Here is a 21,709-nt window from a genome sequence, read left to right as displayed (position 1 = left end):
AGACCTCCAGGTTCATTTTTTCCTTCTATTCATTTTTACGTTTCCTTTTTAGATCCCATAGTTAGGGATAGAATTCCCATTGCTACAGAGATGAATACCATGACCAATATTCCTTCATTAAAATGACCCATACGATCATGCAGATAACCCATCAACAATGGCCCAGACGCTCCAATCAGAAATCCTATGCATTGCGTCATAGCCGCCCAAGAGGTAGCTTCTTCAGAAGAAGAAGTCATCTCAACTGGAAGCAAATTGAGCAGTGCAAACAACATACCCGACCCTAAACCGCAAATGAATACAGCAAACCATAGATAAGTGGAAAAGAAGATAAGTAACAGACCGGCAGCTTGCATCATGGATGATATAATGAGCCAGTTTCGTCTTGAACGATGCTTTTTAAGAAGCTGCTGCACAACGATACCACTCGGAACCTGTATCAATGCGAACATGGTAACCATAAGCCCAGCGTGAAGTTTGGTTGCCCCTGCCCCAAGAAGAATTAAGGGAAGCCAAGCTAAAAGTGAATAGAATACAATGGATAACATTCCGAATTGTACAGACAAAATCCATGCTTTTCTCTTATGCCAAGGTCGTTCAACCGATTTTCCGAAGGAAACGGTCGAACTTAACTTAGATCTCGAAGGTAACTGTTTCAGCATATTCAACCATAGTGGCAAAGCCAGAACGACAGGTATTGCCCAGAATGATAATGACATTTGCCATGAATGAAACCTTCCGTACAGGGGTGAAGTAAGGCTTGAACCAAGGGCCGCTCCCAATGCTAAAGCCATAGAGTAGATTGCAATCATGGAAGGCGCTCGATCAGCCATGTGCTTTTTAATAAAACCGGATAACAAAGGTCCCATCATCGCAATGCCTATACCAGATAATAATGTAGTGAAAACTAACCATGAGGCGGAATGGATAAACACGTGTAAAAGTGAACTCCCTCCGATTAGGATCAAGGATAAGGTGATCACTCGCTCAATCCCCAATCTTTCACTCGATTTTACAGAGAACGGAGCAAGTATTCCCATACATAACACCGGAATAGAAACGAGCAAGCTGGATACAGCACCACTTAGGCCAAGGTCATGTTGAATGCTTCCCAAGACAGGTGCAATAGATGAAACAACAGGTCTAAGATTGAGTGATGCCATAAAAAGTGCTGTAACACACAGCCAACGATTCAATTCATAACCTTTGTCCATGGGTAGGATTGCGATCGAAGATACACTCTCGGGTGCTGAGTTCTTTGTGGGTGCTCTAAGGCTTTTGGTTCTCAGATTTCTCATGCAGGTGGCTTCTTTCTATAGGAATTGGATTTGGCATGATTTATATTAACATGATATATTGGTCTTCATTAGATCCATTTTTCGTACATTTTGACCATACCACTTTAGAGTGAAAGGAGATCCTTCATGCAGTCCGAACGGAATGAAACGAAAACCAGACAGGTATACTCGTGGATTAGAGATCGAATTATGCAAGGCATTTACAAAGCAGGAACCTCCCTCCCCTCCACTAGGGAATTGGCCAAAGAACTTGGGGTTTCACGCGCCCTTATTATAGAGGTGTATGAACAGCTAACTGCTGAAGGATTTCTGGAAGGTAAACAAGGTTCAGGGACCTATGTAAGAGATATTGGATCAAGCGCAACGTTGCATCTACAGCCTGAAGAAAGGATCGACATGGATGAGGATGTCTCTCCAGCCGGTGGGAGTCGTTTATCCTATATCGATTTTCGTCCCAGCTTTCCTTCTCTTGAGCATGTTCCTCTCCAGAAGTGGAAAAGAGTTGCACTCGATGTGTACCATAATTTCCCTCCTTCTATACTCGGATATCAGGAGGATATGGCTGGTGATATGGAGCTTCGACAAGCAATTGGTGATCATCTTCTCCATATCAAGGGCCTTCACTGCCTGCCTTCGCAAATTATCGTTACGGCTGGAGCAACCCAGGCTTTTTCGATACTCGGCAAGCTTTTATTGACAGCTGGTGAAACGATTGCAATGGAAGACCCAACGGCAACATTTATTCATAATATCTTCGCTGAAACGAGCGCCCGGATTGTGCCTGTGTCCGTAGATTGCGATGGTCTATGTGTAGAGCAGCTGCCAACCGATGTGAAGCCCAAATGTATTTTTGTAACGCCGTCTCATCAATTTCCGTTTGGGAGTATTCTATCAATTAGCAGACGCCTCCAATTACTTGACTACGCTCGAAGCACAGGCGCCTACATTATAGAGGATGATTACGACAGTGAGTTTCGTTACGGGGGAATGCCTGTTCATGCCTTACGAGAGCTTGATACAGAGAGGGTAATCTATGTAGGAACATTTAGTAAAAATATGTTCCCTGCATTAAGGCTCGGTTATATTGTAGCCCCACAAGAGTTGGTAGAATCAATCGTACAGCTCAAACGTATGGCCGATATGCAGTGTCCTGCCTTATCACAATTAACATTGGCCCGCTTTATGAACGAAGGACACCTGAAACGTCATATTTTGCGAATGAAACGAATCTATCATAAACGAAGAACTCACCTGCTTCATGCGTTAAGGGATACATTTGGAGAGAACGTGCAAATATCGGGTGATGCTGCGGGTTTGCATCTTATCGCAACTTGGCCAGGACGACATGCCGATCTTTTGACTGCAATGGAACTGGAGGAACATCGTATCAAGATCTACCCAGCCGAGCGATATACCATTCGCAAAGATCAGCATAATGATAGTCTGATCATGGGGTTTGGCAATGTGAACGAGGCCCAGATTTCGGAAGGGATTCAAACGCTTGCGCAATTTATATAATATAGTGAGCAGTTATGTTCAGCTAACCTGACTATCTAAACATCACAAGTAAAAAGGAAGGGCCTCTGCCCTTCCTTTTTTGACATTTATTTTATTAGATAATCAAATGATTCCCTCATCGAAATAGGATACCTGAAGGTATGTGAATCATTCGTGCTTGTAATCAATGAATAGACGGTATGCACTCTGTTCATCCTCTACCCCTTTCTAGATGCTTACGATAATGACTCCGAGAAGAATAATGCCAATACCTGTCAATTGACTCTTCGTCAGCTTTTCTTTCAAAATCCATCCGGCCATAAGTATAGTAACGACACTATATAAGGATGTAAGTGCTGTTGTGCTCGTGGTATAATCAACGGTTTGTCCCATATTAAAAGCGAGTAAAGCTCCTGTATCCAGCAGAGCGGCTACAACCAGAATCAGACCGGTAGACAGGCCTATGCGCGGGAGTTGGATTTTTTTTACCCGAAGAAGTATGAACGCACAGAAAAATTGTATGATCCGTGTGACGAGTACAGGAAGAGTCACCCCCAGATGAGGAGTGATGTATCCGATTGCCCAAAAATAAAAACCGATGCAGATTGAGGCGATAATTGCCTCCGGTATGCCCGACAACGTCACTTGTTGTCCAACGTTTTTACTTGATCTCGTTACCGTCAACACACCAATAATGAGCAGTATGACACCAATAATTGAATTGAAAGGCAATCGCTCACCGCCCACAAAAGCAAGAACCGCAGTCACCACAGCAAATCCCGAGCCAATTGGAGAAACGATGGATAGAGTCCCCTTTTCAAAAGCCCGATATAACAGTAACGTACCTACAAAATTGACTACACTGATGCCGGCTATAGCAGTCCAGACCATTAGGTTTTGATCCATATGCGGGGATTGCGTAAGTATATACCCTCCCAGCAAAAGTGAGGCAATGAACTGAATCCCGAGCAAGGCAGGCAAAGTTTGAACTTTTCTGGTGGCCTGGGTAACCATAAAGTCCGACAAACCAAAACATAGTGCTGCAATCAGGCCAAATATCATACGTTTATCCTCCAAATTTCGCTTTCTGCCCATGCACCCGAATTATTTATTGTTCATGATGACACAGAATTCTGGCCGCAGCTCTTATTCTGCTCCAGCTGATGTTTACGGTTCAGAGTCCTCTTTTCCCCATATTTGTATAACAATACGAAGCTGAACATAAACAGACTTGCAAAAAACGTGACAAGAGGTAAACTCCAAACATTTTCTTTGGGGAAAATAAAGGTTAACAGCGGTATAGCGTACAGAGCAGGAATTCGGGCATGAAAAAAGCGGGATATCATGACGACTACAATCATATCGATAAATGCAGCCAGTACCTGCGAATCCACCTGCATAAAAATGAGAACGCCAACGGCAGCAGATAGCGTTAGCGTAGATCCCTGCTTAAACGCAATTTTTGCTGTGTACATCGGCTTTTGGAGCGATTCGTAAACGACTACAAAAATAGGCGGAATCACTGCCATTTGTTCATAACCCAGTAACGAGCAAACACTAAGCCAGCATAGCGAAATTCCTAGGAAGATCACCATGTATTTGTATTGGATCATCGACTTTGTTGCGAGATGTTTATGAAGCTGAGGCACAACAACTCCGGCCATTAAAGTCAATGTGAAACCAAAGACAATCCATACAAATGACCAATCCTCTGTATGAATAGCGAGTGGTAATAGACCTGTAGCAATGGCGGGTGCAAGATTCGAACGTATTAACCTCAGAAAGAACATCATGATCATTAGTGTAAGTACCACTTTGATCGGATAAAGGATCTGAAACTGATTAATGACCAGTCCTATCGTAGCTGTTACGGTCGGTGCAATGAAGATGACAGAGGGTCGTCTAATCCACCCTGGTTCTCTATATACCCACATGGCGATAGCCATCGCTGCAACCTCTGGTAAAATGATCTCTGAATGTTGTAACCCTACGGATAAACTGATCATGAATAGAATAAATGATATCGCAATAACGTAAGGCCACTTGCCTGGTTTGTTCGTTGCGGAATCGGCTAGGCTCATATGCTCCCCTTTCGTTCCAACTTCACTATATCGCTGCTGTTGAATCGTCATAGCTATGATTGATTTGCGTTTTTACAGCATGCTGTTAGATTTATGCTAACATGAACATTTTGAATGTTTTAAGTACCACTATATGAATTTTTTTGCATACCAATTTTGAGTTGCAGTGAAAGAAGAAAGTAAATATGTAATGATCTTCAGCGTTATTCTTTACAAATGGTGTTGTGTAGGGTGTTGTGTAGAACAAAAAAAGTCGCTAGATTAGCGACTTTAACACGATATATGAAATTAACTTCTGTTTAAAATGCCCAGATAAGCACTCCAGGGTCCAACATCAGTCCTGTATCTTTCCGCCATCCCCCTGACAATCTGCGCAATATGCGTAAAATCATGAACGACCCATGCTGAGAGAAGCTCCCTCAACTTTACCAGGCCAAATTCCGGATGCAAGCCAGTCTTCTCCAGATTGGGATGTGAAAGAATGATATCGTTGAGCGAGGAGATACTTTTCATTCTGCTCATGCTAAATTCCTGTAGTGCCTCTTCCACGGTTCGTTCCGATGTCTCCTTCAAGTGGGAGAAACGGTCGAAAGCAGGGAACAACTGATGTTCCCCTTCCAATACAATGGATTCCACTCGGGGAATCCAGTTATGCTTCTCTGCTTCAATGAGATGTTCAATCACTTCTTGTACATTCCAAGTTCCTTCACCTTCATTAGTTTGCAGCCATGTGTCTGAAAGACCAGATAAGAAGCGCTCCAGAGTTTGCGGTGTACGCTCCAAAATTTCAATAGCTTCATTTAAACGGAAATTAATATTCATGCACCTCACTTTAAAATAATATCATTCAATGAATTTTACTGTGCCACTACCTTCTATCCTTACTAATATCTCGAACGCAAACTAACAAAAAGGCTCCACGGAGTTTCATTAAGATTCTGCTATTTCTTCTTTCTTTAACATTTGTCTTTTTCCTTCTTTTCTTTAAGCTTTCAGATTAAATTCACCGAATTGAAAAACTTTCACCACGTCAAACGAAGAGTATAGCTCTAATGAGTCTTGTAGAAAAAACAAAACAGACTTAAGTCCAGTACCTCTTCCACCCACAGTCAAGGGCTGCAATCCATCCTTGGCCAGGTGTGTTTTAGATCCTCAATTGATATATTTTTTGAGGTAAAATATTATTTAGTTGGAAGGGGAACGGTAAGTTGCTGATATGGACCAAATGCTTGGCAAAAGTCCAGATATTATCGTGATTCCTTTTATGCCGATTCTGGATGAGAAAAAATATGCTCCCGTCCGTGAATGGATTCGTAAGCATACGAGTGAAAAAACCATACTATTATCCATATGTAATGGTGCAGAGAATCTGGCCGATACGGGGTTGCTGAACGGTAAAAGTGCTGCGACACACTGGGGAGACATTCAACGTTTGATCAAAAGTTACCCCGAAATTCAGTGGGTGAAAGATCAGCGTTATGTTCCCCAGGGTAACATCGTCTCTTCAGCTGGTCTTACATCTGGAATGGATGCAACCCTATATGTCATATCTCAGCAGTTAGGTGAGGCAGCCGCGAAGCAGGTAGCGAATACACTCCAGTATCCTTCCTACCATTATGTCATTGAGCCGAAAATGGAACCATTCACGGCAGGATTGAGTGATATTACATACATATTGAATCAATCCTATCAATGGAACAAGGCAAAAGCAGGCGTACTGCTATATCCAGGTGCAGATGAATTAGATTTGTCTGCTGCCTTTGATACCTATGGAGCATCTGGGACAACAACGACTTTAACGATATCACGTGAACATCAACCGATTGTAACCAAGCACGGTTTGAATTTGGTTGCGCGCTATCAGATGAATGAGGTTCCCACTCTGTCCAAGATGATTGTTGTTGGCCCTCAGGCCGAGACTGCAGCTGCTGAGGATATCGGGCAATGGAAACAGCTGAACAACAATACGGAATTGCTATTGTTACACAAAAATATGCAGGGAAGATTTGCAATGGACCCTGCGTTTGAAGATTTATCTAAACAAGAAGATGTTATGACTGTTGAATTTGCTGCCAAACGTCTTGAATATCGTGCGACAGACCATTTAAAACTAGAAGGAGCCCCCTTCTCAAATGAATCGTTTGGAGTACCCGTGATCCTTGTTCTGCTCTCACTGTTGGCAGGTTATTTCTTGGATCGGCAATTATTTGTTAAAAAACGAAAGGTAATTTATAGAGTTCGAATCTGGTAGACCTCACAAAACAGAATGATAGCAGTCTTGTCTTTCTTTTTAATCCCCCTCCACTTCTCAAATATTCTTTGTTCAGCAGAGATTTTCTCCAAGTTTGAGTGACACAACTGATTCTTCTACTCAAAAAAGCAGCCCCATCAGGAGCTGCCTCATGTTATGCCTTATCTTGTAATCTTCTCTGTTTCTAACCCGCCAGCTTACTCGGCATCCTGATAAGGATTGATCTTCTGGATGGTTCCGTCTTCGTTGTATTTCAGCTCGGAATATTTAACGCAGCGCTTGTGGTTGACGCCTTCCGACAGGGAACTGTCGTGATAGAACAGATACCACTTGTCTTCAACTTGCACAATGGAGTGGTGGGTTGTCCAGCCGATAACCGGAGAGAGAATCTCGCCCTTGAACGTGAATGGTCCCATCGGGTTTTTGCCGATCGCATATACGAGCTTATGCGTGGTTCCTGTAGAGTAGGATAGGTAGTAATAGTCGTTATATTTATGCATCCATGGGCCTTCAAAATATCTCCGTTCCTCATCCCCGGCCAGAATCGGATTCCCGTCTTCATCGACAATCGATATCTCGGCAGGCTTGCCCTGGAAGGACAGCATATCGTCGCTAAGCAGTGCAACTTGCGGTCCAAGTGCCGGCTGATCAGGAGCCGGTCCTTCTGCATCTGGCACGAAGCTGCCGGTCTGCCATTTCTCCAGCTGGCCGCCCCAAAGTCCGCCGAAATAGATGTATGACTGACTGTCGTCATCCACCAGTACGGCCGGATCGATACTGAAGCTGCCTTCCATATAATTCGGCTGCGGCGTGAACGGGCCTGCCGGAGACTCTGATGTTGCCACACCCAGACGGAAAATGCCGTCATGATCCCGTGCCGGGAAGAACAGAAAATAGGTATTGTTCTTATAAGCGGCATCCGGTGCCCAGAGCTGCTTGGAGGCCCACGGAATATCTCTCAGATGCAGCGCTTCGCCGTGATCGACCACCGGCGAATCAAAGTTGTTCATCGAAAGGACATGATAGTCTTCCATTTTATACTGGTCGCCGTTATCGTTGCTCGGCTCGTCATGATCGAGGTCATGGGAAGGATAGATGTAGATTTTGCCCTCGTAGACATGGACGGACGGGTCCGCAGTGAAGATGTGGGTTACAAGCGGCTGGTGGGGCTTAGGTAGTTGTTGTTGTTGATTCATAAGGCATCTCCTTTGTATTGGAATTGTTCTCCTTTAGTTTCGGGCGTGAAGCAAGCGTTTACAAGTTCTAATATTATTGTACAAGCCCCGCCTGTACTTTCCTATACACATAGTAAAGATCTTCCCCCTAAAAATGTACAATTCCCGCCTCTCCCATTAGGCCGGGAATATACACTAATTTCTCGCATTTTGCTTGCCTGGGTGGGCATTTTTGAATACTTTTAAGTGATGGGATACGGTTGGACGGGATAGATACACCATCATTCTAATACTTTCTTTTCTTCTGACAATAACATTCATTGGTTACAACCAATTCGCCTGGTTTAAACCAGGCAGAAAAAAGGCGCTCTCCCGCCAATAAGGCTTCCAGAATGGGCATAAATCGATCAGACCTCTTATAAATGAATGGTAAAGTTAGTCGAGCAAAAGCAGCCTTTGGCATATTTAAATAAATCAACAAAGCTTATGACTGAGACAAAATTCCTTTTACAAACAATGAGACACTGTGTCTGTAGAAATCTTCCTCGGTGACGAGTTGGGTCTGATATTGCCGGTGAATCAGCTCGCTCATCTGAAATCCGTAACACATCGAGAGAAAAGACATGGCGGTAAGACGCTCATCCTGTATGGCTATAACTTTTTTCTTCTGCAGGCGTTCAAAATATTCAACGAGCAAGGAGTGCAGCTTCACCGGCGGATCGGCCAGCACTCTGTCCAATTCGGGAAACATTCCTTTGTCGCGGATGCCAATCAAAATGATGTCCGAATTTTTATGAAAAAACAGTCGGTACTGCTGACTTACATTCAGCAGATCGACTTCCGGATTGTCGGTCGCGTCCTCTTTTAACAGCTTCTCAAATTGCGGGATATCCGAATGTCTTTCAATGATGGCTTCCAATATGCCTTGCTTACTTCCAAATTGCCGGAAAATCGTAGATTCATTGACTTTAGCTTCCGTTGCAATGGCTTTGGTGCTTACTCCCCGATAGCCATTCTTTTTGATGAGCCGTGTCGCGGCTTCAATGATTCTGTCTGAAGTTTGCATTGTATTTCTCCTTTTGCACATGTTAACCCCATTCTACTACAAGTTTTGCAGATGAAGCAGATTCAGAGTTCATCATTTTGATAAACGTTTATTTAAGGTAAATCGCTTCTTCTTTCCCAGCGGCTTGCTTCCGTAATCTTGACATGATCAGGCACCAATTGCGTGAGCGTGCCTAATTTATCAAATGTAATCTGGATTCGGTCAGAGGGCAGCAGCCATTCTTCGGTCTCGATTGCGCAGCAATCCGGTATCGTCCCCATTCCTATAATCGTGCCCGGGAGTGGCGTGAAAACTTTGAGAACCTCCTCCATCACTTTTGCAGGGTGTGCTGCATACTCGGATGTGCTTCCCTTCCAGTGCAGTCTCTCCCCGATGCGTATATCCACATCCAATCCCAGCGGGTTGTCGATTTCATCCGGCGTTACCAGAAATGGTCCTATTCCTTTGCTACGATCGAAATCTTTGCAGCGCGTCGGTCCGGTCATCGCCTGGAAATCCGGCCACTGCACATCGCGGACAGTACTGTCGTTAAAAATAACATAACCTGCGATGCAATTCCCCTTCCCTGTTACAAAGGCCAGCTCCGGCTCGATATCCAGGTATGAAGAGTATGATGGCCAATGAATCGTATCCCCATCGCCAATTACAGCATTATGGTTACATTTGTAATAACTGAAATTCACTTTATTCGGATCTTGCTGGAATTTTTCGGCGATTTTCCGTTTAAGTTCTTCTCTTTCCGGTCCTGTATATTCTCTTTGCAGCAGATTTACGCCAGCATTTCTCAGATGTCTTGGCGTCAGCCCGAAATCGATAAGCGCAGCCGGATTCGGAACCGGCGGTAGGAGATTTACCGCTGTAATCGGGCTGATTTCATTTTCATTGAATTGATGCAACTGTTCGATAGCATATTGCATCATTTCCTTAGCAGCATCATAACTCGCCGGCAAATAATGAAGATAGCTGTTCATACTTTCAAGACTGTCAACGAATGTTCCCTGCTTTTTCATGATTGCAGCAAAAGACATGACAAATCTCTCGTTAATTACAAGCCCAAACAAAGGTTCCTGGGATGTATTGGTTTGAAAGGTTACTAGTTTCATGTTGCAGCGCCTCCATCCATGTAGTGTGATGTTGTTCTATTAGTAGCATACAGTATGGGAACAATGCATGCAAGTACATGCTTGCATTTCTGTTTTCCATTTTCTATAATGAGGACATAGTCAGTATGACTTACCAAAAAAACATATACACGAAGGAGAATTTTTATGAAGTATGGACGTATTATTCAAAAACCTCGCGTTAAATTTTTTGAAGTCGCAGATGATGTCTTTGCCGGTATTTCGCCGTATCGTGGCATCAGTTGGGCCAATGCCGGGTTCATCAACAAGGGTGAAGGGCTGGTGTATGACACGTTTTTCGATTTGTTCCATGCGCGGGAAATGCGGGAGGCTTTTAAGGAAGTAAGCAACGGCGGCTCTCCCGCATATGTAGTGAACTCGCACTATAACAGCGACCATGCTTGGGGAAACAAAGCGTTTGAAGATGCTTGCATTATTATGCACAAGGAAGCATCCAGAGAGCGTCTTACCGAAAATATCGCCTGGATGGACAGCGTCATCAGAAGAGGAAAGGATTCTCCGGAATCGACTTCGGGCGAGCGGTTTTTTGCAGCGGAATTTGAAGGATTCGACCTGGAAGGCGTAGAATGGGTACTCCCGAATATTGAGATAAAGGACGATATTAATATCCGTCTTGGCGATACGGAAGTCATGATTTACAACGTAGCTCCGGCCCACTCCGACAGTGACTTGCTGCTGTGGATGCCAAAAGAAAAAGTGCTGTTCGCCGGGGATGTTGTGTTTAACGGTTGTACGGCATACAGCGAAGAGGGAACCCTCAATTGGGTTAAAGTGCTTGACCGCATTATTGATGAAATTAAACCCGAAATCGTTGTACCAGGACATGGCGCCATCTGCAGCCTGGACTTCGTGAAGGAGCAAAGAGACTACCTTCTGAACCTGATCAGCGAGTTCAACAAGCATTACAATGACGAAATTGATGCCTTGTCCCTGACTAAGCAAATTGATATTTCCCGCTTCCTTCATTGGATTCAGCCAGAACGCTTATATGTTACAGTGGACATCCTATTGAAAAGCAAACGAGGGTTACCACCCCTTCCAATTTGGAACGAGGTGCCTGCTAAGCTGGAAGATATGAAAACTTTTCTGGCCGGAAAATATGGTAATCAAATCAAGCCATGGGACCCTATGAGTGTTTGGCAAGAGTGAATAGCAATTTGAAGTTTGCCTAACGAAAAACAAAAACGACCCTGTCGCAGACGATGCGAACAGCGGCCGTTTTTTTTGATTTGTTCCACGGAATTAAAATGGAGTTGCACTTATGACTTACTTTTCCGATGAATCAAAATGGAATTCATTCTAAAACAGCCCATCATCAGGCAGATTCCAATTGTCAGTCTTTTACTCCATGACCGTTTCATCGCCTCACGTCGCTCCATTTAATTCGTATCATTGAAAAGCAACTTTGTCATCGCTCCTCATAAAGTTACCGTTTGCTCGCTGTAATGGATATCCTTCATGATTGCCCTATATATCCAAAATTTGATATTCCCTTCCGCAGCACAGGATTTGCACATCCATGCAAGAGATCAGGATCACCTTTCCAGATTGAACGGTAAGCAAAAGAAGGAGATCGGTCGAGCCCGTTTCCGAAATCATAGGGTGTTTGACCAGTCGCTGCTACATATATGGAATAAACTAATATCACTTCTTACTTGAACGTGTTCGATCTTTTTCATAAGGAGCGTCCAACAACGTGAAGGAGGAAACAGGAATGGCAATTCGCTACAGCGTCATTATTCCAACCTATAATCGGGCCCATCAGTTATCGCTTACACTGGCAGCCCTTGAGACACAAACCTATCCGAAGCACCTTTTCGAAGTCATCGTAGCTGATGACGGTTCCACTGATGGAACGAAAGAACAGATCCAGGCATTCCAGTCTTCATATCCTTTGACCTACGTATCGCAGACGGAGCAACGTGGCAGATCAGCGATACGGAATTTGGGACTTCAGCATGCCAAAGGGCTATATGTTATCTTCTGTGATGCTGACTTTCTGGCATTACCCGAATTTATCCGAACCGTGCGTCAATATCATCGTAAAAATCCCAGAGCCGTCGTTTCGGGTTTTCCACATTCTTTTGCGGATGCTTATACCCACTACTATCCAGATTTCTCGCCATCGGAAAAAGATCATTGCCGTTCAATCCTCACCCCTTCAAACTTATGGCGTCCCGAATTTGATGCAGCGAATGAAATCGTCCCACTGGTCACACCGGAAGATATCATTCATCAGACAGATACATTGTCCAAAGTGATTTTCCCAACCAAAATACCGCCTGGTGTTATCAAACAATTTGCCAGCACCGATGTGGCTCCATGGATGCTGCTCGTCACGCGGTGTGTTTCCATTCGCCGAAGCCTTCTGAATCGAGTTGGAGGTTTCAATGAACGGTTTGTACTCTATGGGCTTGAAGACTGGGATCTGGGCTACAGGCTGCATCGTTTGAAAGTGCCCTTCTACTGTATGAAAGAGGTCGTAGGTTATCATCAGGAACATCCCACTCATTTCCGAGGGGAAGTGCTCAATACAGAGAATCTGAAAATCATGCTTGAAACCTATGGATTCAATGATTCCGCACTCAATTTATTCTGCGTTGTACCACCATCAGCTGACCTCGAAACCTACAAAAAAACGCTGCGAATCTTGCGCAGAGGCTTCCGGTCCAGAAAAACACGATCTTCCGCACGATTGTTAAAAAAAACATTACGGATTGCCGCCAAACACTTCGTGCTTCCAACCGATGTGGAAGCGTATAAAAAGTCACTCGCAAGAATACAGAGAAAAGCAAAAGGCAGAAAAAGTCGGGTGGCTCGCGTTTTACAGGATATGTCGCAGAGGTCTGAAAAACTGGTGGAGTAGTTAGCTGTATCAATAATTTCGCCCATACCTACTCCTGCTCCAATTGCATTCACTTTTTTTCATACAACAAAAAGCTCATATCTACATCTTTGTGGTATTATCCCCTTTAAGTAGACACTTAAAAAAAATATGATGTTATCATGGGGGTTCAAGTGACACTTCGAGGGGATATTTTTATGGCGAAAAAAGGGCAATCATTTCAGACGTATACCAAAGAATTCAAATTGAATGCAGTTAAATCATATGTCGAAGGTTCTTCAAGACACAAGGTGGTTTCTGAGCGCAAGGGGATTCGAAACTGTTCATAACTGAAGGTGTGGGTCAAAAAGTGGAAAAACGAGGAATCGTTCGATGAGTGAAAAAACAGTATCCCGAATCCACTGAAGGGACATCCCCGTGCAGCCTTTGGCAGCGTGGAGCGACATCTCCCTGTTCAGGCAGTCCGCCCAGAACCAAATTGAATCCCGCTATGAAAGACTTAGGATAGAAACTCTTTACCCCATACTCTTATAGAATCGATGATACTAGACAATTTATTTCCTTGTTCAGTTAGGAAGTATTCTACTTTGGGTGGCACAGTGCCATCCACTACCCTCTTCACAATCCCATCCGCCTCGAGTTCCCTGAGTTGTAAAGTCAACATCCGTTGTGTAATCCCTGGTATTAATCGTTTAAGTTCATTAAATCTGACTAAGGGTATTGGTTTTGAGACAGCAAGACAATTGGGAAGAAAAAGGTCATGAGGCCGTAACACACTTGGAAACGGAGAACATTAACGCTAAAAGGGTGGTTCTTGATGTCACAAAACCCAGCTCCGTTCTCTCCGCAGTAGAATGGATTGAACAAGAATATGGATACCTTGATATCTTGATTAATAATGCAGGCGTGTTTTTTGAAGGCAACACATCTCCAAGGGAACTGGAACTGTCCGTTCTCAAGAGTACTTATGAGACAAACGTTTTCGACGTATTTTCTGTCACGAAAGCATTACTTCCATTGCTCCAAAAATCTTCTGCCGGAAGAATCGTAAATCTTTCCAGCGCATTAGGTTCCTTGACTTTGAATTCAGACCCAACGTCGGAATTTTATAATGTGAATTCGCTCGCCTACAATAGTTCCAAAACGGCTGTAAATGCTTTAACTGTTTTCTTTGCTAAAGAATTAAGAGATACGCCTATCAAAATCAACTCGGTTTGCCCTGGATTTACAGCTACCGATTTAAATGGTAATAGTGGCTATCGTACAGTCGAACAAGCCGCTTCCAGTGTAGTTAAGCTTGCCACAATCAATAATGATGGTCCAACCGGTAGCTTTTTTGATGAAAATGGAGTTGTGCCTTGGTAAAGAAAATCTCCAGTGGTACAGTCTAATGTAACGTTAGAGCCAACAACAGCAAAAAAAGGTGAAGAAATTGTGTTAACATGCAAGCTGGATGGTACCTACGACGAGACTGGTCTACTCGATCCACTATTACTGAATTTTCATTTCGTTATTGTTGACGATAAGATCGTCAGCCTATCCATTTTTAAAGATAACCACATAATCCAAAATGACACAATGTTCTTGTCCTTAGCTTGGGACAAGAAAAAAGCCGCTAAAATAGCGACTTTGATTGGAACAATGTTCTTGTACCCCATTGGCGATTGACGTTGTTCTTCCCTTCATTTTATCCGGGTAGCGTCAAACCTCCTCTTGATGCAGGTTCTTTTGTATCTCTACTCGCTTTGTACAGTATATTTATAATAACTTTAAGCTTTGCGAAGCATTTGTCTCTCGCTTAGCTGTGATAGCATATCCTTCGTCATAGCCTTCAAGTCGTAGCGGGCATGAAATCCCCATTCTGTTTTTGCTGCCGTCGCATCAATGGAATGCGGCCAGCTATCGGCTATCGCCTGTCTCTTCGGATCAACGTCATATTCGAGGATAAAGCCGGGAAACTCCTCCCGAATCGCTGCAGCAATCGCCTCTGGATCCACGCTCATTGCGGTGACATTAAATGAATTTCGGTGCATCAACCGGGATGAATCCGCTTCCATTAAATCGATGATAGCGTTCAGGGCATCCGGCATATACATCATGTCCATGTTTGAGTCTTTGGCGATATACGATGTATACCGGCCTGCCGTCACGGCTGCGTAATAAATTTCCACCGCATAATCCGTCGTTCCTCCGCCGGGAGGCGTCATATAAGATATCAATCCTGGGAATCGCAGCCCCCTAGTATCCAGGCCGTACTTGTGAAAATAATAATCACAAAGCAGTTCGCCGGACACTTTGTTCACGCCGTACATCGTATTGGGCCGCTGGATTGTATCCTGCGGGGTATTGTATTTCGGAGTCGTAGGGCCAAAAGATCCAATGGAGCTTGGAGTGAACAATTGGCAACCGATCTCTCTGGATACTTCAAGTGCATTTATCAATCCGCCCATATTCAAATTCCAGGCAAGCAGGGGTTTCTCCTCTGCGGTAGCCGACAGCAGCGCAGCCAAATGCATGATGGTATCCACTTCGTACCGCTTGGCGATTTCGAACATCGCCTTATCATTCGTCACGTCCAGTAGCTCGAATGGTCCGGATCGGGTAATTTCGTGGGCTGATGACCTGAGATCCGTAGCAACGACGTAATCCGCACCATAAATCTCACGTAATTTAACAACTAACTCAGAACCGATTTGGCCCAGTGCCCCGGTCACCAAAATCTTGTTCATAAGACATTCCTCCCGAAATATACTCCCGCGAATGCACTAAATCAGCTTCATTTCCTTGCCAACTTTCTCATAAACAGAGATCACTTGGTCGAGCATCTCCTTGGTATGGGCAGCTGTCGGCATGTTGCGTATTCTTCCAGTTCCTTTCGGGACCGTAGGAAACAGGATTGCCTTGGCGTAAACGCCTTCTTCATAGAGCCGTTTGCTGAACTGTTGGGTGGTTACTTCATCGCCAATGATACAAGGTGTGATCGGAGTTTCGCTTTGGCCTACATCATATCCAAGCCGGCTCAAGCCATTTTTCAAATGATTGCCGTTCTCCCATAACTTCTCAATCAGCTCTGTGTCATTCATCAAAATGTCGATAGAAGCGCTACAGGAAGCGATTGCAGCCGGAGGTAGCGATGTCGAGAACAGAAACGGACGGCTTCTCAGCTTCAACCATTCGATCAGTTGTTTTTTACCCGCCACATAACCGCCGACAACGCCGATCGCCTTGGAAAGAGTACCGATTTGAAAGTCAATGCGGTCGGACAATTCAAAATGCTTTACGGTTCCTGCACCTGCTCCGAGAACGCCCGAACCGTGGGCATCATCCACATAAGTAATCAGATCAAATTCTTCTGCTATTTTCACGATTTCGGGCAGCTTTGCTATATCACCATCCATGGAGAAAACCCCGTCGGTGATGACCATAATTTTACGGTACTGACCGGATTCCTTGGCCTCTTTTGCCTGCTGTCTTAAATCATTCATATCCGAATGCTTAAAGCGAATCACCTTGGCTCTCGACAGGCGGCAACCATCAATTATTGAAGCATGGTTCAGCTCATCGGATAAAATCGCATCATGCTGGTCCATTACCGCGGATATAGCAGCCATATTACAGTTAAATCCCGATTGATACACGATAACGGCTTCCGTTTTTTTGAAACGAGCCAGTTTTTCTTCAAGCTCAATATGAAGATCCATCGTACCATTAATTGTTCTCACAGCCCCTGCCCCTGCCCCGTATGTCTGCGCCGCCTTAACTGAAGCATCAATCAGGCGGTAATCTGTTGCCAAGCCCAAATAGTTATTAGAAGACAAATTGATTAGGGACTTTCCGTCAATACGAATAACAGGACCATTTGCACCCTGCAGTGTATCGATGAAGTTATATAGACCTCTATTCTTTAGATCTTCGATGTTCGAACTTAAAAATTGGTCCAATGCTTGACTTGACATTCGATTCCCTCCTTGATATACGTTTGTCCTTGTACAGGAGACATGTCATTTTGCGAAAAAACCTTGTTATAAAGGGGGTTAAACTGATTTTAATGTAGCATCTTTTTTGTTCTTTGTACACATGTGGAGGACAAAAATCAAAAAAATACGCAAATAAACATAGTGATTATTCCCTCATCCCCGGAAGCAATCGCTATTTACCCCAGTCCAAACGGGGTTCTTACGTGGCCAACGCAATGAGATGACTCCGTACGGAAGCGATTGTCGAAGTTAGGCTCTCCTGACCACTTTGAAACTCATCTAATCGAAAAAAAGAATATGTTCTTTTCCATTTCGCCAATCGGTAGAATTTCTTGTCTTTGGTTTGGGGCAAGAACTTCTACCGATAACATAAAAAAGCCGCTAAAATATAGCGACTTCAATTCAATGGGGCCATGTTCTTGTCCACGACATCTTTAATCAATCTTACATGGTCTAAAAGTTTCATGTTTGGCTTCATACTCTTCTATTAATCGAATTTTATCTCCATCAAATCTAATCATTGATATACCATCAAATGAATAAAGTTGTTTTTCTTTTGCTTTAAAATACCATTCTACAAAAAATAGATTTTCATTTACTTGATGAATATTTTTTATCTTCCATTCTAAGACAACTTGCTTCAGTAACATTTTTTTGATCCACAAATGGACTTCCTCTATACCCACATACATTGCTCCATAACATTCGCGGTAGATAATATCATCAGAAAAATACGTATCTAAAAATGTAAAATCTCTAGTTACCCACATAAAGAAATATTTTTTTATAATTTCTTCTTTCATAAGTACTCCTCTATTTTTTAATTAGCGCAGTTCTTAACTAGTGTTAATTAGATTTTCTAAAATATTGTTCATCTTAAGCACTCCATTGTTAACAGACGATGAATCTTTCTGAATTATATCACGAGGAAAGGATAATTGTTGTATTCCTTAGAGGCAACTTACACAATTCTAAGACGGATCTTCTATTTTCAAACTAACCTGCCCGTTAGCCATCCATGCCCCTCTCGGGGCACTACAGCGTACAGTCACTACTTTGAGCAGGGACAGCAAGAAGCGATCGTAGGACAATCCAGACGAAGGCTCGAGAATCATGGTTTTCAGGTTGCGCTATCTACCTTCGAGGCCTCTTTGGAGTGATATTGTTATAAATAAAAGAGAAACGTTACTTTGTTTTTTTAGCAGCATGGCGGTAATATTTTATCACCCTGTGATACATTGTCTTGTCCTTTAATTGATTGAAAATATAAGGGTCCGGTTTGACGTTCACCTCAATAATCCAGGGTTTCAAACTCCGGTCTAGCCCAATATCCACGCCGATTTGCTTAAGGTACGGGTATTTTTTCTTCATGTGGCGTGCAATACGTAATCCAAGCTCATTCATCTCCTGGATGAGTTCATTTCTGCGTTTCAGGGATGCATGTGATTCCAGCAGTCTGTGAACATCCATTGGTTTACCACCGCTGTGATAATTGGTCACGATTTTTTTCGGATGACCGAGTCGGCCGATGATTCCCGTAGCCTCCCACTGATTGTCGGGACTTAACTGTATCATCACTCTTATATCAAAACGCCTCTTGTTGTGCTTAAGCAGATTGATTCCTCTCTGAATGAGATAGCTTCTTTTATGCACCAGACGTGCAAGACTTGCATGGAACGAGTCAAAGTTGTCAAACGACAGGCGTTTTTCTTCAATCTGATAGGCAAAATTCTGATGACTCACCATCTCCGCCTTTATGACACCCATTCCGTAAGTGCCAATCTCGGGTTTAATATAAACCATACCGTATCTGCTGAGCATGGACCGCAGGTTGGCTTTGTTATATCGCTGCGTATCAGGTATAAATGGTTTGATAGAACCATTATTGAGGATCACTTTTGTTTTCAACCATTTGCTTCTTAACGGCTTCAATTTATCAACCTCCATATAACACACACTTCTCCTTTCAGCAAATGAATCAAACCCTGCTGTTTCATCAAGATCATGCATTATATGTAATACCGATAAAACAACCCTAAACAAATGCCCTTGTTCGTGAAATTGGTATATTCGCACATGCCCTGACCAAACCAATTTTGCACACATATCATGAACAAGATGTAACCATTTGTCCAAGGAGTTGAGAAGATGCCAGTTCGGCATGGAATACAGTTAAATCGTGAGCCTATGATCGATGTTCTTATACCTGCGATCGAAAAAGATTTGAGCACGCTTCCTAAAGTTATCGATAGTATTCGCCGTTATGTGCGGCACCCGATTGGACAGATTTATATTGTTTCCCCGACCAGCAACAAAATCAGAAACCTTTGTTCCCGCAAACACTGCATTTTTGTTAACGAGCGGTCAGTCCTGCCTATCACGAAAAACGATATAGACTATCAATCATCCCGCTGGGACCGCTCAGGCTGGTTATATCAACAACTGCTTAAAATGAACGGGGATCACATTGTGAGAGCGAAGCACTTTCTGGTGATGGATGCGGATACGGTGCTCATTAAACCTCATTCATTTATTGTTGAAAATAAGACGGTATTTTACTGTCGCGACTGGAGTCAGCCGGAATATTTCAACACCTACCGCAAGCTGTTAGGCATGAAAGCGCCGCGCCCACGCTCTTTTGTCACCCATTATATGCTGTTCGAAAAATCGAAACTTTCTGCTTTGAAAAAGAAAATTGAAACGATCCATCAGCTGCCATGGTACAAAGCGATTATCTCGAATATCAATAAGAAAAAGCAGTTTGGGTTCTCCGAGTATGAAACCTATGCCAATTTTATGTATTCGAAAAACCCGGCCAGCATGATTCTGAAGAGTTCCATGAATAAAAGTCTGAACATGAACGCTTCGTCGTTAAAAGAACAACAAATTCGCAATTTTGCGCTTAAATACCGGTCTCTTTCCTTTCACAAACGTAAAATCTATAGCAAAACTAAAGGAGTTTAAGGAGGAAGCCCATGCATATTGTACTGCTATGTGGCGGCGCAGGGAAAAGGCTTTGGCCGCTGTCCAATGAGCTTCGCTCCAAGCTGTTCGTGGATATACTTCCGTCACCTGCAGGCGGAAGGGAATCCATGATCAGCAGAGTATGCCGCCAGCTTGACAGCTCAGGCCTACTGGATTCAACGCTCATCATTTCACATCAGGACCAGACCGACATTACAGCCCGTCATACCAAAGGCAAGATACCGGTCATTGGAGAACCTTTTAAGCGGGGGACTTTTACCGCAGCTGCCTTGGCGGCTTTGTATCTGAAATCCTCCGGAGCAGCTGAACCTGACGATATGATATGTATCGCGCCAGCGGATGTGTTCGCAGATGAGGACTTTTTCAGGAACTTCAAATTACTTCCGGATATATTGAAACAGACGCATGCCGATATCATTTTAATTGGGACAAGGCCCACATACGCTTCAGAACAATATGGATACATCCTACCAGGAAGAAAAGAACCTAATGGTTATGCACCGGTTACACAATTCATAGAGAAACCTGAATTGGATGTCGCTGAAACCCTGCTACAGCATGGCGCATTGTGGAACTGCGGGGTGTATGCCTTCTCTCTTGCGTTTATGTTGTCCCATATTGAAAGAAATGGCCTTCCGGTTCATTACGAACAATTTTTAACCCTGTATGAACAGTTGCCTGAACGCAGCTTTGACAAACAAGTTGCTGAACAAACGCAACGGGCTGTTGTACTGCCATATGAGGGTGTATGGCAGGATATCGGGAGCTGGGATGCTCTGTGTGATCAGTTGGATTCCAATGTATTGGGATACGGCAGAATATCGGAATCCTCCCCGGATTCCTACATCGTTAACGAGCTCCCCTACCCGATCCACGTCATCGGAGTCCCAGGTATTATCACTGTCGCAAGTCCGGACGGAATTCTCATAGCCAACAAAAAAGATTCAAATGAAATTAAAGAGCAATTGGGCAGCATTCCATTGCAACCAATGTACGTCGAGGCAACTTGGGGCAACTATCGCGTCATGGAGAGATCGGTAGAAGACGATAATACAATCGTAACCACATTGAATATGACGCTTTTGCCTGGCAAACATATCGGATTGCGCCAGCATCGATCAGGGTGCCGAGCATGGACTGTCATTTCAGGCAGTGGGCAGGTGCTTATTAACGGGCAGATCAGGCAGGTGACCACAGGCAATCAGATTGCGATTACCATGAATAGCCTCTTTTCTATTCTGGCCGAAACCAGGATGGTCATTCTTGAGGTCCAGCTTGGCGTACCGGAGAATGAAGTAAGCATGCCTTATGAAGCAGAGGATTGGAATGTAATGATTGAGCTTGCAAGATCTTATAAATCACCGGAGTAATGCAAGATGAAGAAAAAAGCCG

17 protein-coding genes and 2 pseudogenes are annotated in these 21,709 nt (G+C 43.7%); 7 read left to right on the top strand and 12 right to left on the bottom strand.

Annotated elements, in window-relative coordinates; all coding sequences use genetic code 11:
* Positions 1–35: 35 nt before the first annotated feature.
* Entirely contained in the window at positions 36–1,214 is a 1,179-nt protein-coding gene (locus NKT06_RS16460) for an MFS transporter (RefSeq protein ID WP_253436590.1), read from the bottom strand.
* 210 nt (positions 1,215–1,424) lie between these two features.
* Between NKT06_RS16460 and pdxR the strand changes: the two genes are divergently transcribed.
* Positions 1,425–2,816: a MocR-like pyridoxine biosynthesis transcription factor PdxR gene (pdxR, locus tag NKT06_RS16455; RefSeq protein ID WP_253436587.1), complete on the top strand. Its 1,392-nt coding sequence runs from the start codon at positions 1,425–1,427 to the stop codon at positions 2,814–2,816.
* A gap of 207 nt (positions 2,817–3,023) precedes the next feature.
* Here the strand turns inward: pdxR and NKT06_RS16450 are convergent, their stop codons facing one another.
* The 3 genes from NKT06_RS16450 to NKT06_RS16440 form a co-directional block, all read right to left on the bottom strand.
* The gene (locus NKT06_RS16450; protein WP_253436584.1) at positions 3,024–3,857 is read right to left on the bottom strand and encodes an EamA family transporter; all 834 of its coding nucleotides are present in this window, start codon (positions 3,855–3,857) and stop codon (positions 3,024–3,026) included.
* 53 nt (positions 3,858–3,910) lie between these two features.
* Positions 3,911–4,876, bottom strand: coding sequence for a hypothetical protein (locus tag NKT06_RS16445; protein WP_253436581.1), 966 nt, complete (start codon positions 4,874–4,876; stop codon positions 3,911–3,913).
* A gap of 288 nt (positions 4,877–5,164) precedes the next feature.
* The gene (locus NKT06_RS16440) at positions 5,165–5,692 is read right to left on the bottom strand and encodes a DinB family protein (protein WP_253442611.1); all 528 of its coding nucleotides are present in this window, start codon (positions 5,690–5,692) and stop codon (positions 5,165–5,167) included.
* 397 nt (positions 5,693–6,089) lie between these two features.
* Between NKT06_RS16440 and NKT06_RS16435 the strand changes: the two are divergent.
* A pseudogene (locus NKT06_RS16435) lies at positions 6,090–7,127 on the top strand (DJ-1/PfpI family protein); the annotation flags it as partial.
* Positions 7,128–7,324: 197 nt separating this feature from the next.
* Here NKT06_RS16435 and NKT06_RS16430 read toward each other — a convergent pair.
* The 3 genes from NKT06_RS16430 to NKT06_RS16420 all read right to left on the bottom strand — a co-directional run bounded on the left by NKT06_RS16430 (position 7,325) and on the right by NKT06_RS16420 (position 10,471).
* Positions 7,325–8,323 (bottom strand): glycoside hydrolase family 43 protein, encoded by a 999-nt coding sequence (locus NKT06_RS16430; RefSeq protein WP_253436574.1) that lies wholly within the window; start codon positions 8,321–8,323, stop codon positions 7,325–7,327.
* Positions 8,324–8,786: 463 nt separating this feature from the next.
* On the bottom strand, positions 8,787–9,368 hold the full coding sequence (locus NKT06_RS16425; protein WP_253436571.1) for a TetR/AcrR family transcriptional regulator: 582 nt from the start codon (positions 9,366–9,368) through the stop codon (positions 8,787–8,789).
* A gap of 92 nt (positions 9,369–9,460) precedes the next feature.
* Positions 9,461–10,471 carry a fumarylacetoacetate hydrolase family protein gene (locus NKT06_RS16420; protein WP_253436568.1) on the bottom strand — a complete coding sequence of 337 codons (1,011 nt, stop codon included), beginning with the start codon at positions 10,469–10,471 and terminating at the stop codon, positions 9,461–9,463.
* Between the two features lie 165 nt (positions 10,472–10,636).
* Here NKT06_RS16420 and NKT06_RS16415 point away from each other — a divergent pair, with 165 nt between their 5' ends.
* Positions 10,637–11,659, top strand: coding sequence for an MBL fold metallo-hydrolase (locus NKT06_RS16415; RefSeq protein ID WP_253436565.1), 1,023 nt, complete (start codon positions 10,637–10,639; stop codon positions 11,657–11,659).
* Positions 11,660–12,224: 565 nt separating this feature from the next.
* On the top strand, positions 12,225–13,376 hold the full coding sequence (locus NKT06_RS16410) for a glycosyltransferase family 2 protein (RefSeq protein WP_253436561.1): 1,152 nt from the start codon (positions 12,225–12,227) through the stop codon (positions 13,374–13,376).
* 478 nt (positions 13,377–13,854) lie between these two features.
* Here NKT06_RS16410 and NKT06_RS16405 read toward each other — a convergent pair.
* Positions 13,855–14,067 (bottom strand): annotated as a pseudogene (locus tag NKT06_RS16405) (winged helix-turn-helix transcriptional regulator); the annotation flags it as partial.
* A gap of 14 nt (positions 14,068–14,081) precedes the next feature.
* Between NKT06_RS16405 and NKT06_RS16400 the strand changes: the two are divergent.
* Entirely contained in the window at positions 14,082–14,720 is a 639-nt protein-coding gene (locus NKT06_RS16400) for an SDR family NAD(P)-dependent oxidoreductase (protein ID WP_253436558.1), read from the top strand.
* A 404-nt stretch (positions 14,721–15,124) separates the two neighbouring features.
* Here NKT06_RS16400 and NKT06_RS16395 read toward each other — a convergent pair whose 3' ends face one another.
* From NKT06_RS16395 to NKT06_RS16380, 4 genes are all read right to left on the bottom strand, one after another.
* The gene (locus NKT06_RS16395) at positions 15,125–16,084 is read right to left on the bottom strand and encodes an NAD-dependent epimerase/dehydratase family protein (RefSeq protein ID WP_253436555.1); all 960 of its coding nucleotides are present in this window, start codon (positions 16,082–16,084) and stop codon (positions 15,125–15,127) included.
* 36 nt (positions 16,085–16,120) lie between these two features.
* The gene (locus NKT06_RS16390) at positions 16,121–17,311 is read right to left on the bottom strand and encodes a glycine C-acetyltransferase (protein WP_253436552.1); all 1,191 of its coding nucleotides are present in this window, start codon (positions 17,309–17,311) and stop codon (positions 16,121–16,123) included.
* Positions 17,312–17,766: 455 nt separating this feature from the next.
* Positions 17,767–18,135: a nuclear transport factor 2 family protein gene (locus NKT06_RS16385; RefSeq protein WP_253436548.1), complete on the bottom strand. Its 369-nt coding sequence runs from the start codon at positions 18,133–18,135 to the stop codon at positions 17,767–17,769.
* A 382-nt stretch (positions 18,136–18,517) separates the two neighbouring features.
* Positions 18,518–19,468, bottom strand: a complete 951-nt coding sequence (locus NKT06_RS16380; protein ID WP_253436546.1) for a YheC/YheD family protein — start codon at positions 19,466–19,468, stop codon at positions 18,518–18,520.
* 12 nt (positions 19,469–19,480) lie between these two features.
* Here NKT06_RS16380 and NKT06_RS16375 point away from each other — a divergent pair, with 12 nt between their 5' ends.
* The gene (locus tag NKT06_RS16375; RefSeq protein ID WP_253436544.1) at positions 19,481–20,296 is read left to right on the top strand and encodes a DUF6492 family protein; all 816 of its coding nucleotides are present in this window, start codon (positions 19,481–19,483) and stop codon (positions 20,294–20,296) included.
* 11 nt (positions 20,297–20,307) lie between these two features.
* Complete coding sequence (locus tag NKT06_RS16370) at positions 20,308–21,687, top strand: sugar phosphate nucleotidyltransferase (protein WP_253436541.1); 1,380 nt, start codon at positions 20,308–20,310, stop codon at positions 21,685–21,687.
* Positions 21,688–21,709: the final 22 nt, after the last annotated feature.

This window comes from Paenibacillus sp. 1781tsa1 (assembly GCF_024159265.1).
Taxonomy (GTDB): Bacteria; Bacillota; Bacilli; order Paenibacillales; family Paenibacillaceae; genus Paenibacillus.
This window is presented reverse-complemented; position numbering and strand designations above follow the sequence as displayed.

Bases quoted from the DNA above. Each gene is read 5' to 3' on its own strand.
- NKT06_RS16460 (WP_253436590.1), bottom strand. From the start codon at position 1,214: ATGGACAAAGGTTATGAATTGAATCGTTGGCTGTGTGTTACAGCACTT.
- pdxR (WP_253436587.1), top strand. From the start codon at position 1,425: ATGCAGTCCGAACGGAATGAAACGAAAACCAGACAGGTATACTCGTGG.
- NKT06_RS16450 (WP_253436584.1), bottom strand. From the start codon at position 3,857: ATGATATTTGGCCTGATTGCAGCACTATGTTTTGGTTTGTCGGACTTT.
- NKT06_RS16445 (WP_253436581.1), bottom strand. From the start codon at position 4,876: ATGAGCCTAGCCGATTCCGCAACGAACAAACCAGGCAAGTGGCCTTAC.
- NKT06_RS16430 (WP_253436574.1), bottom strand. From the start codon at position 8,323: ATGAATCAACAACAACAACTACCTAAGCCCCACCAGCCGCTTGTAACC.
- NKT06_RS16425 (WP_253436571.1), bottom strand. From the start codon at position 9,368: ATGCAAACTTCAGACAGAATCATTGAAGCCGCGACACGGCTCATCAAA.
- NKT06_RS16420 (WP_253436568.1), bottom strand. From the start codon at position 10,471: ATGAAACTAGTAACCTTTCAAACCAATACATCCCAGGAACCTTTGTTT.
- NKT06_RS16415 (WP_253436565.1), top strand. From the start codon at position 10,637: ATGAAGTATGGACGTATTATTCAAAAACCTCGCGTTAAATTTTTTGAA.
- NKT06_RS16410 (WP_253436561.1), top strand. From the start codon at position 12,225: ATGGCAATTCGCTACAGCGTCATTATTCCAACCTATAATCGGGCCCAT.
- NKT06_RS16395 (WP_253436555.1), bottom strand. From the start codon at position 16,084: ATGAACAAGATTTTGGTGACCGGGGCACTGGGCCAAATCGGTTCTGAG.
- NKT06_RS16390 (WP_253436552.1), bottom strand. From the start codon at position 17,311: ATGTCAAGTCAAGCATTGGACCAATTTTTAAGTTCGAACATCGAAGAT.
- NKT06_RS16385 (WP_253436548.1), bottom strand. From the start codon at position 18,135: ATGAAAGAAGAAATTATAAAAAAATATTTCTTTATGTGGGTAACTAGA.
- NKT06_RS16375 (WP_253436544.1), top strand. From the start codon at position 19,481: ATGCCAGTTCGGCATGGAATACAGTTAAATCGTGAGCCTATGATCGAT.
- NKT06_RS16370 (WP_253436541.1), top strand. From the start codon at position 20,308: ATGCATATTGTACTGCTATGTGGCGGCGCAGGGAAAAGGCTTTGGCCG.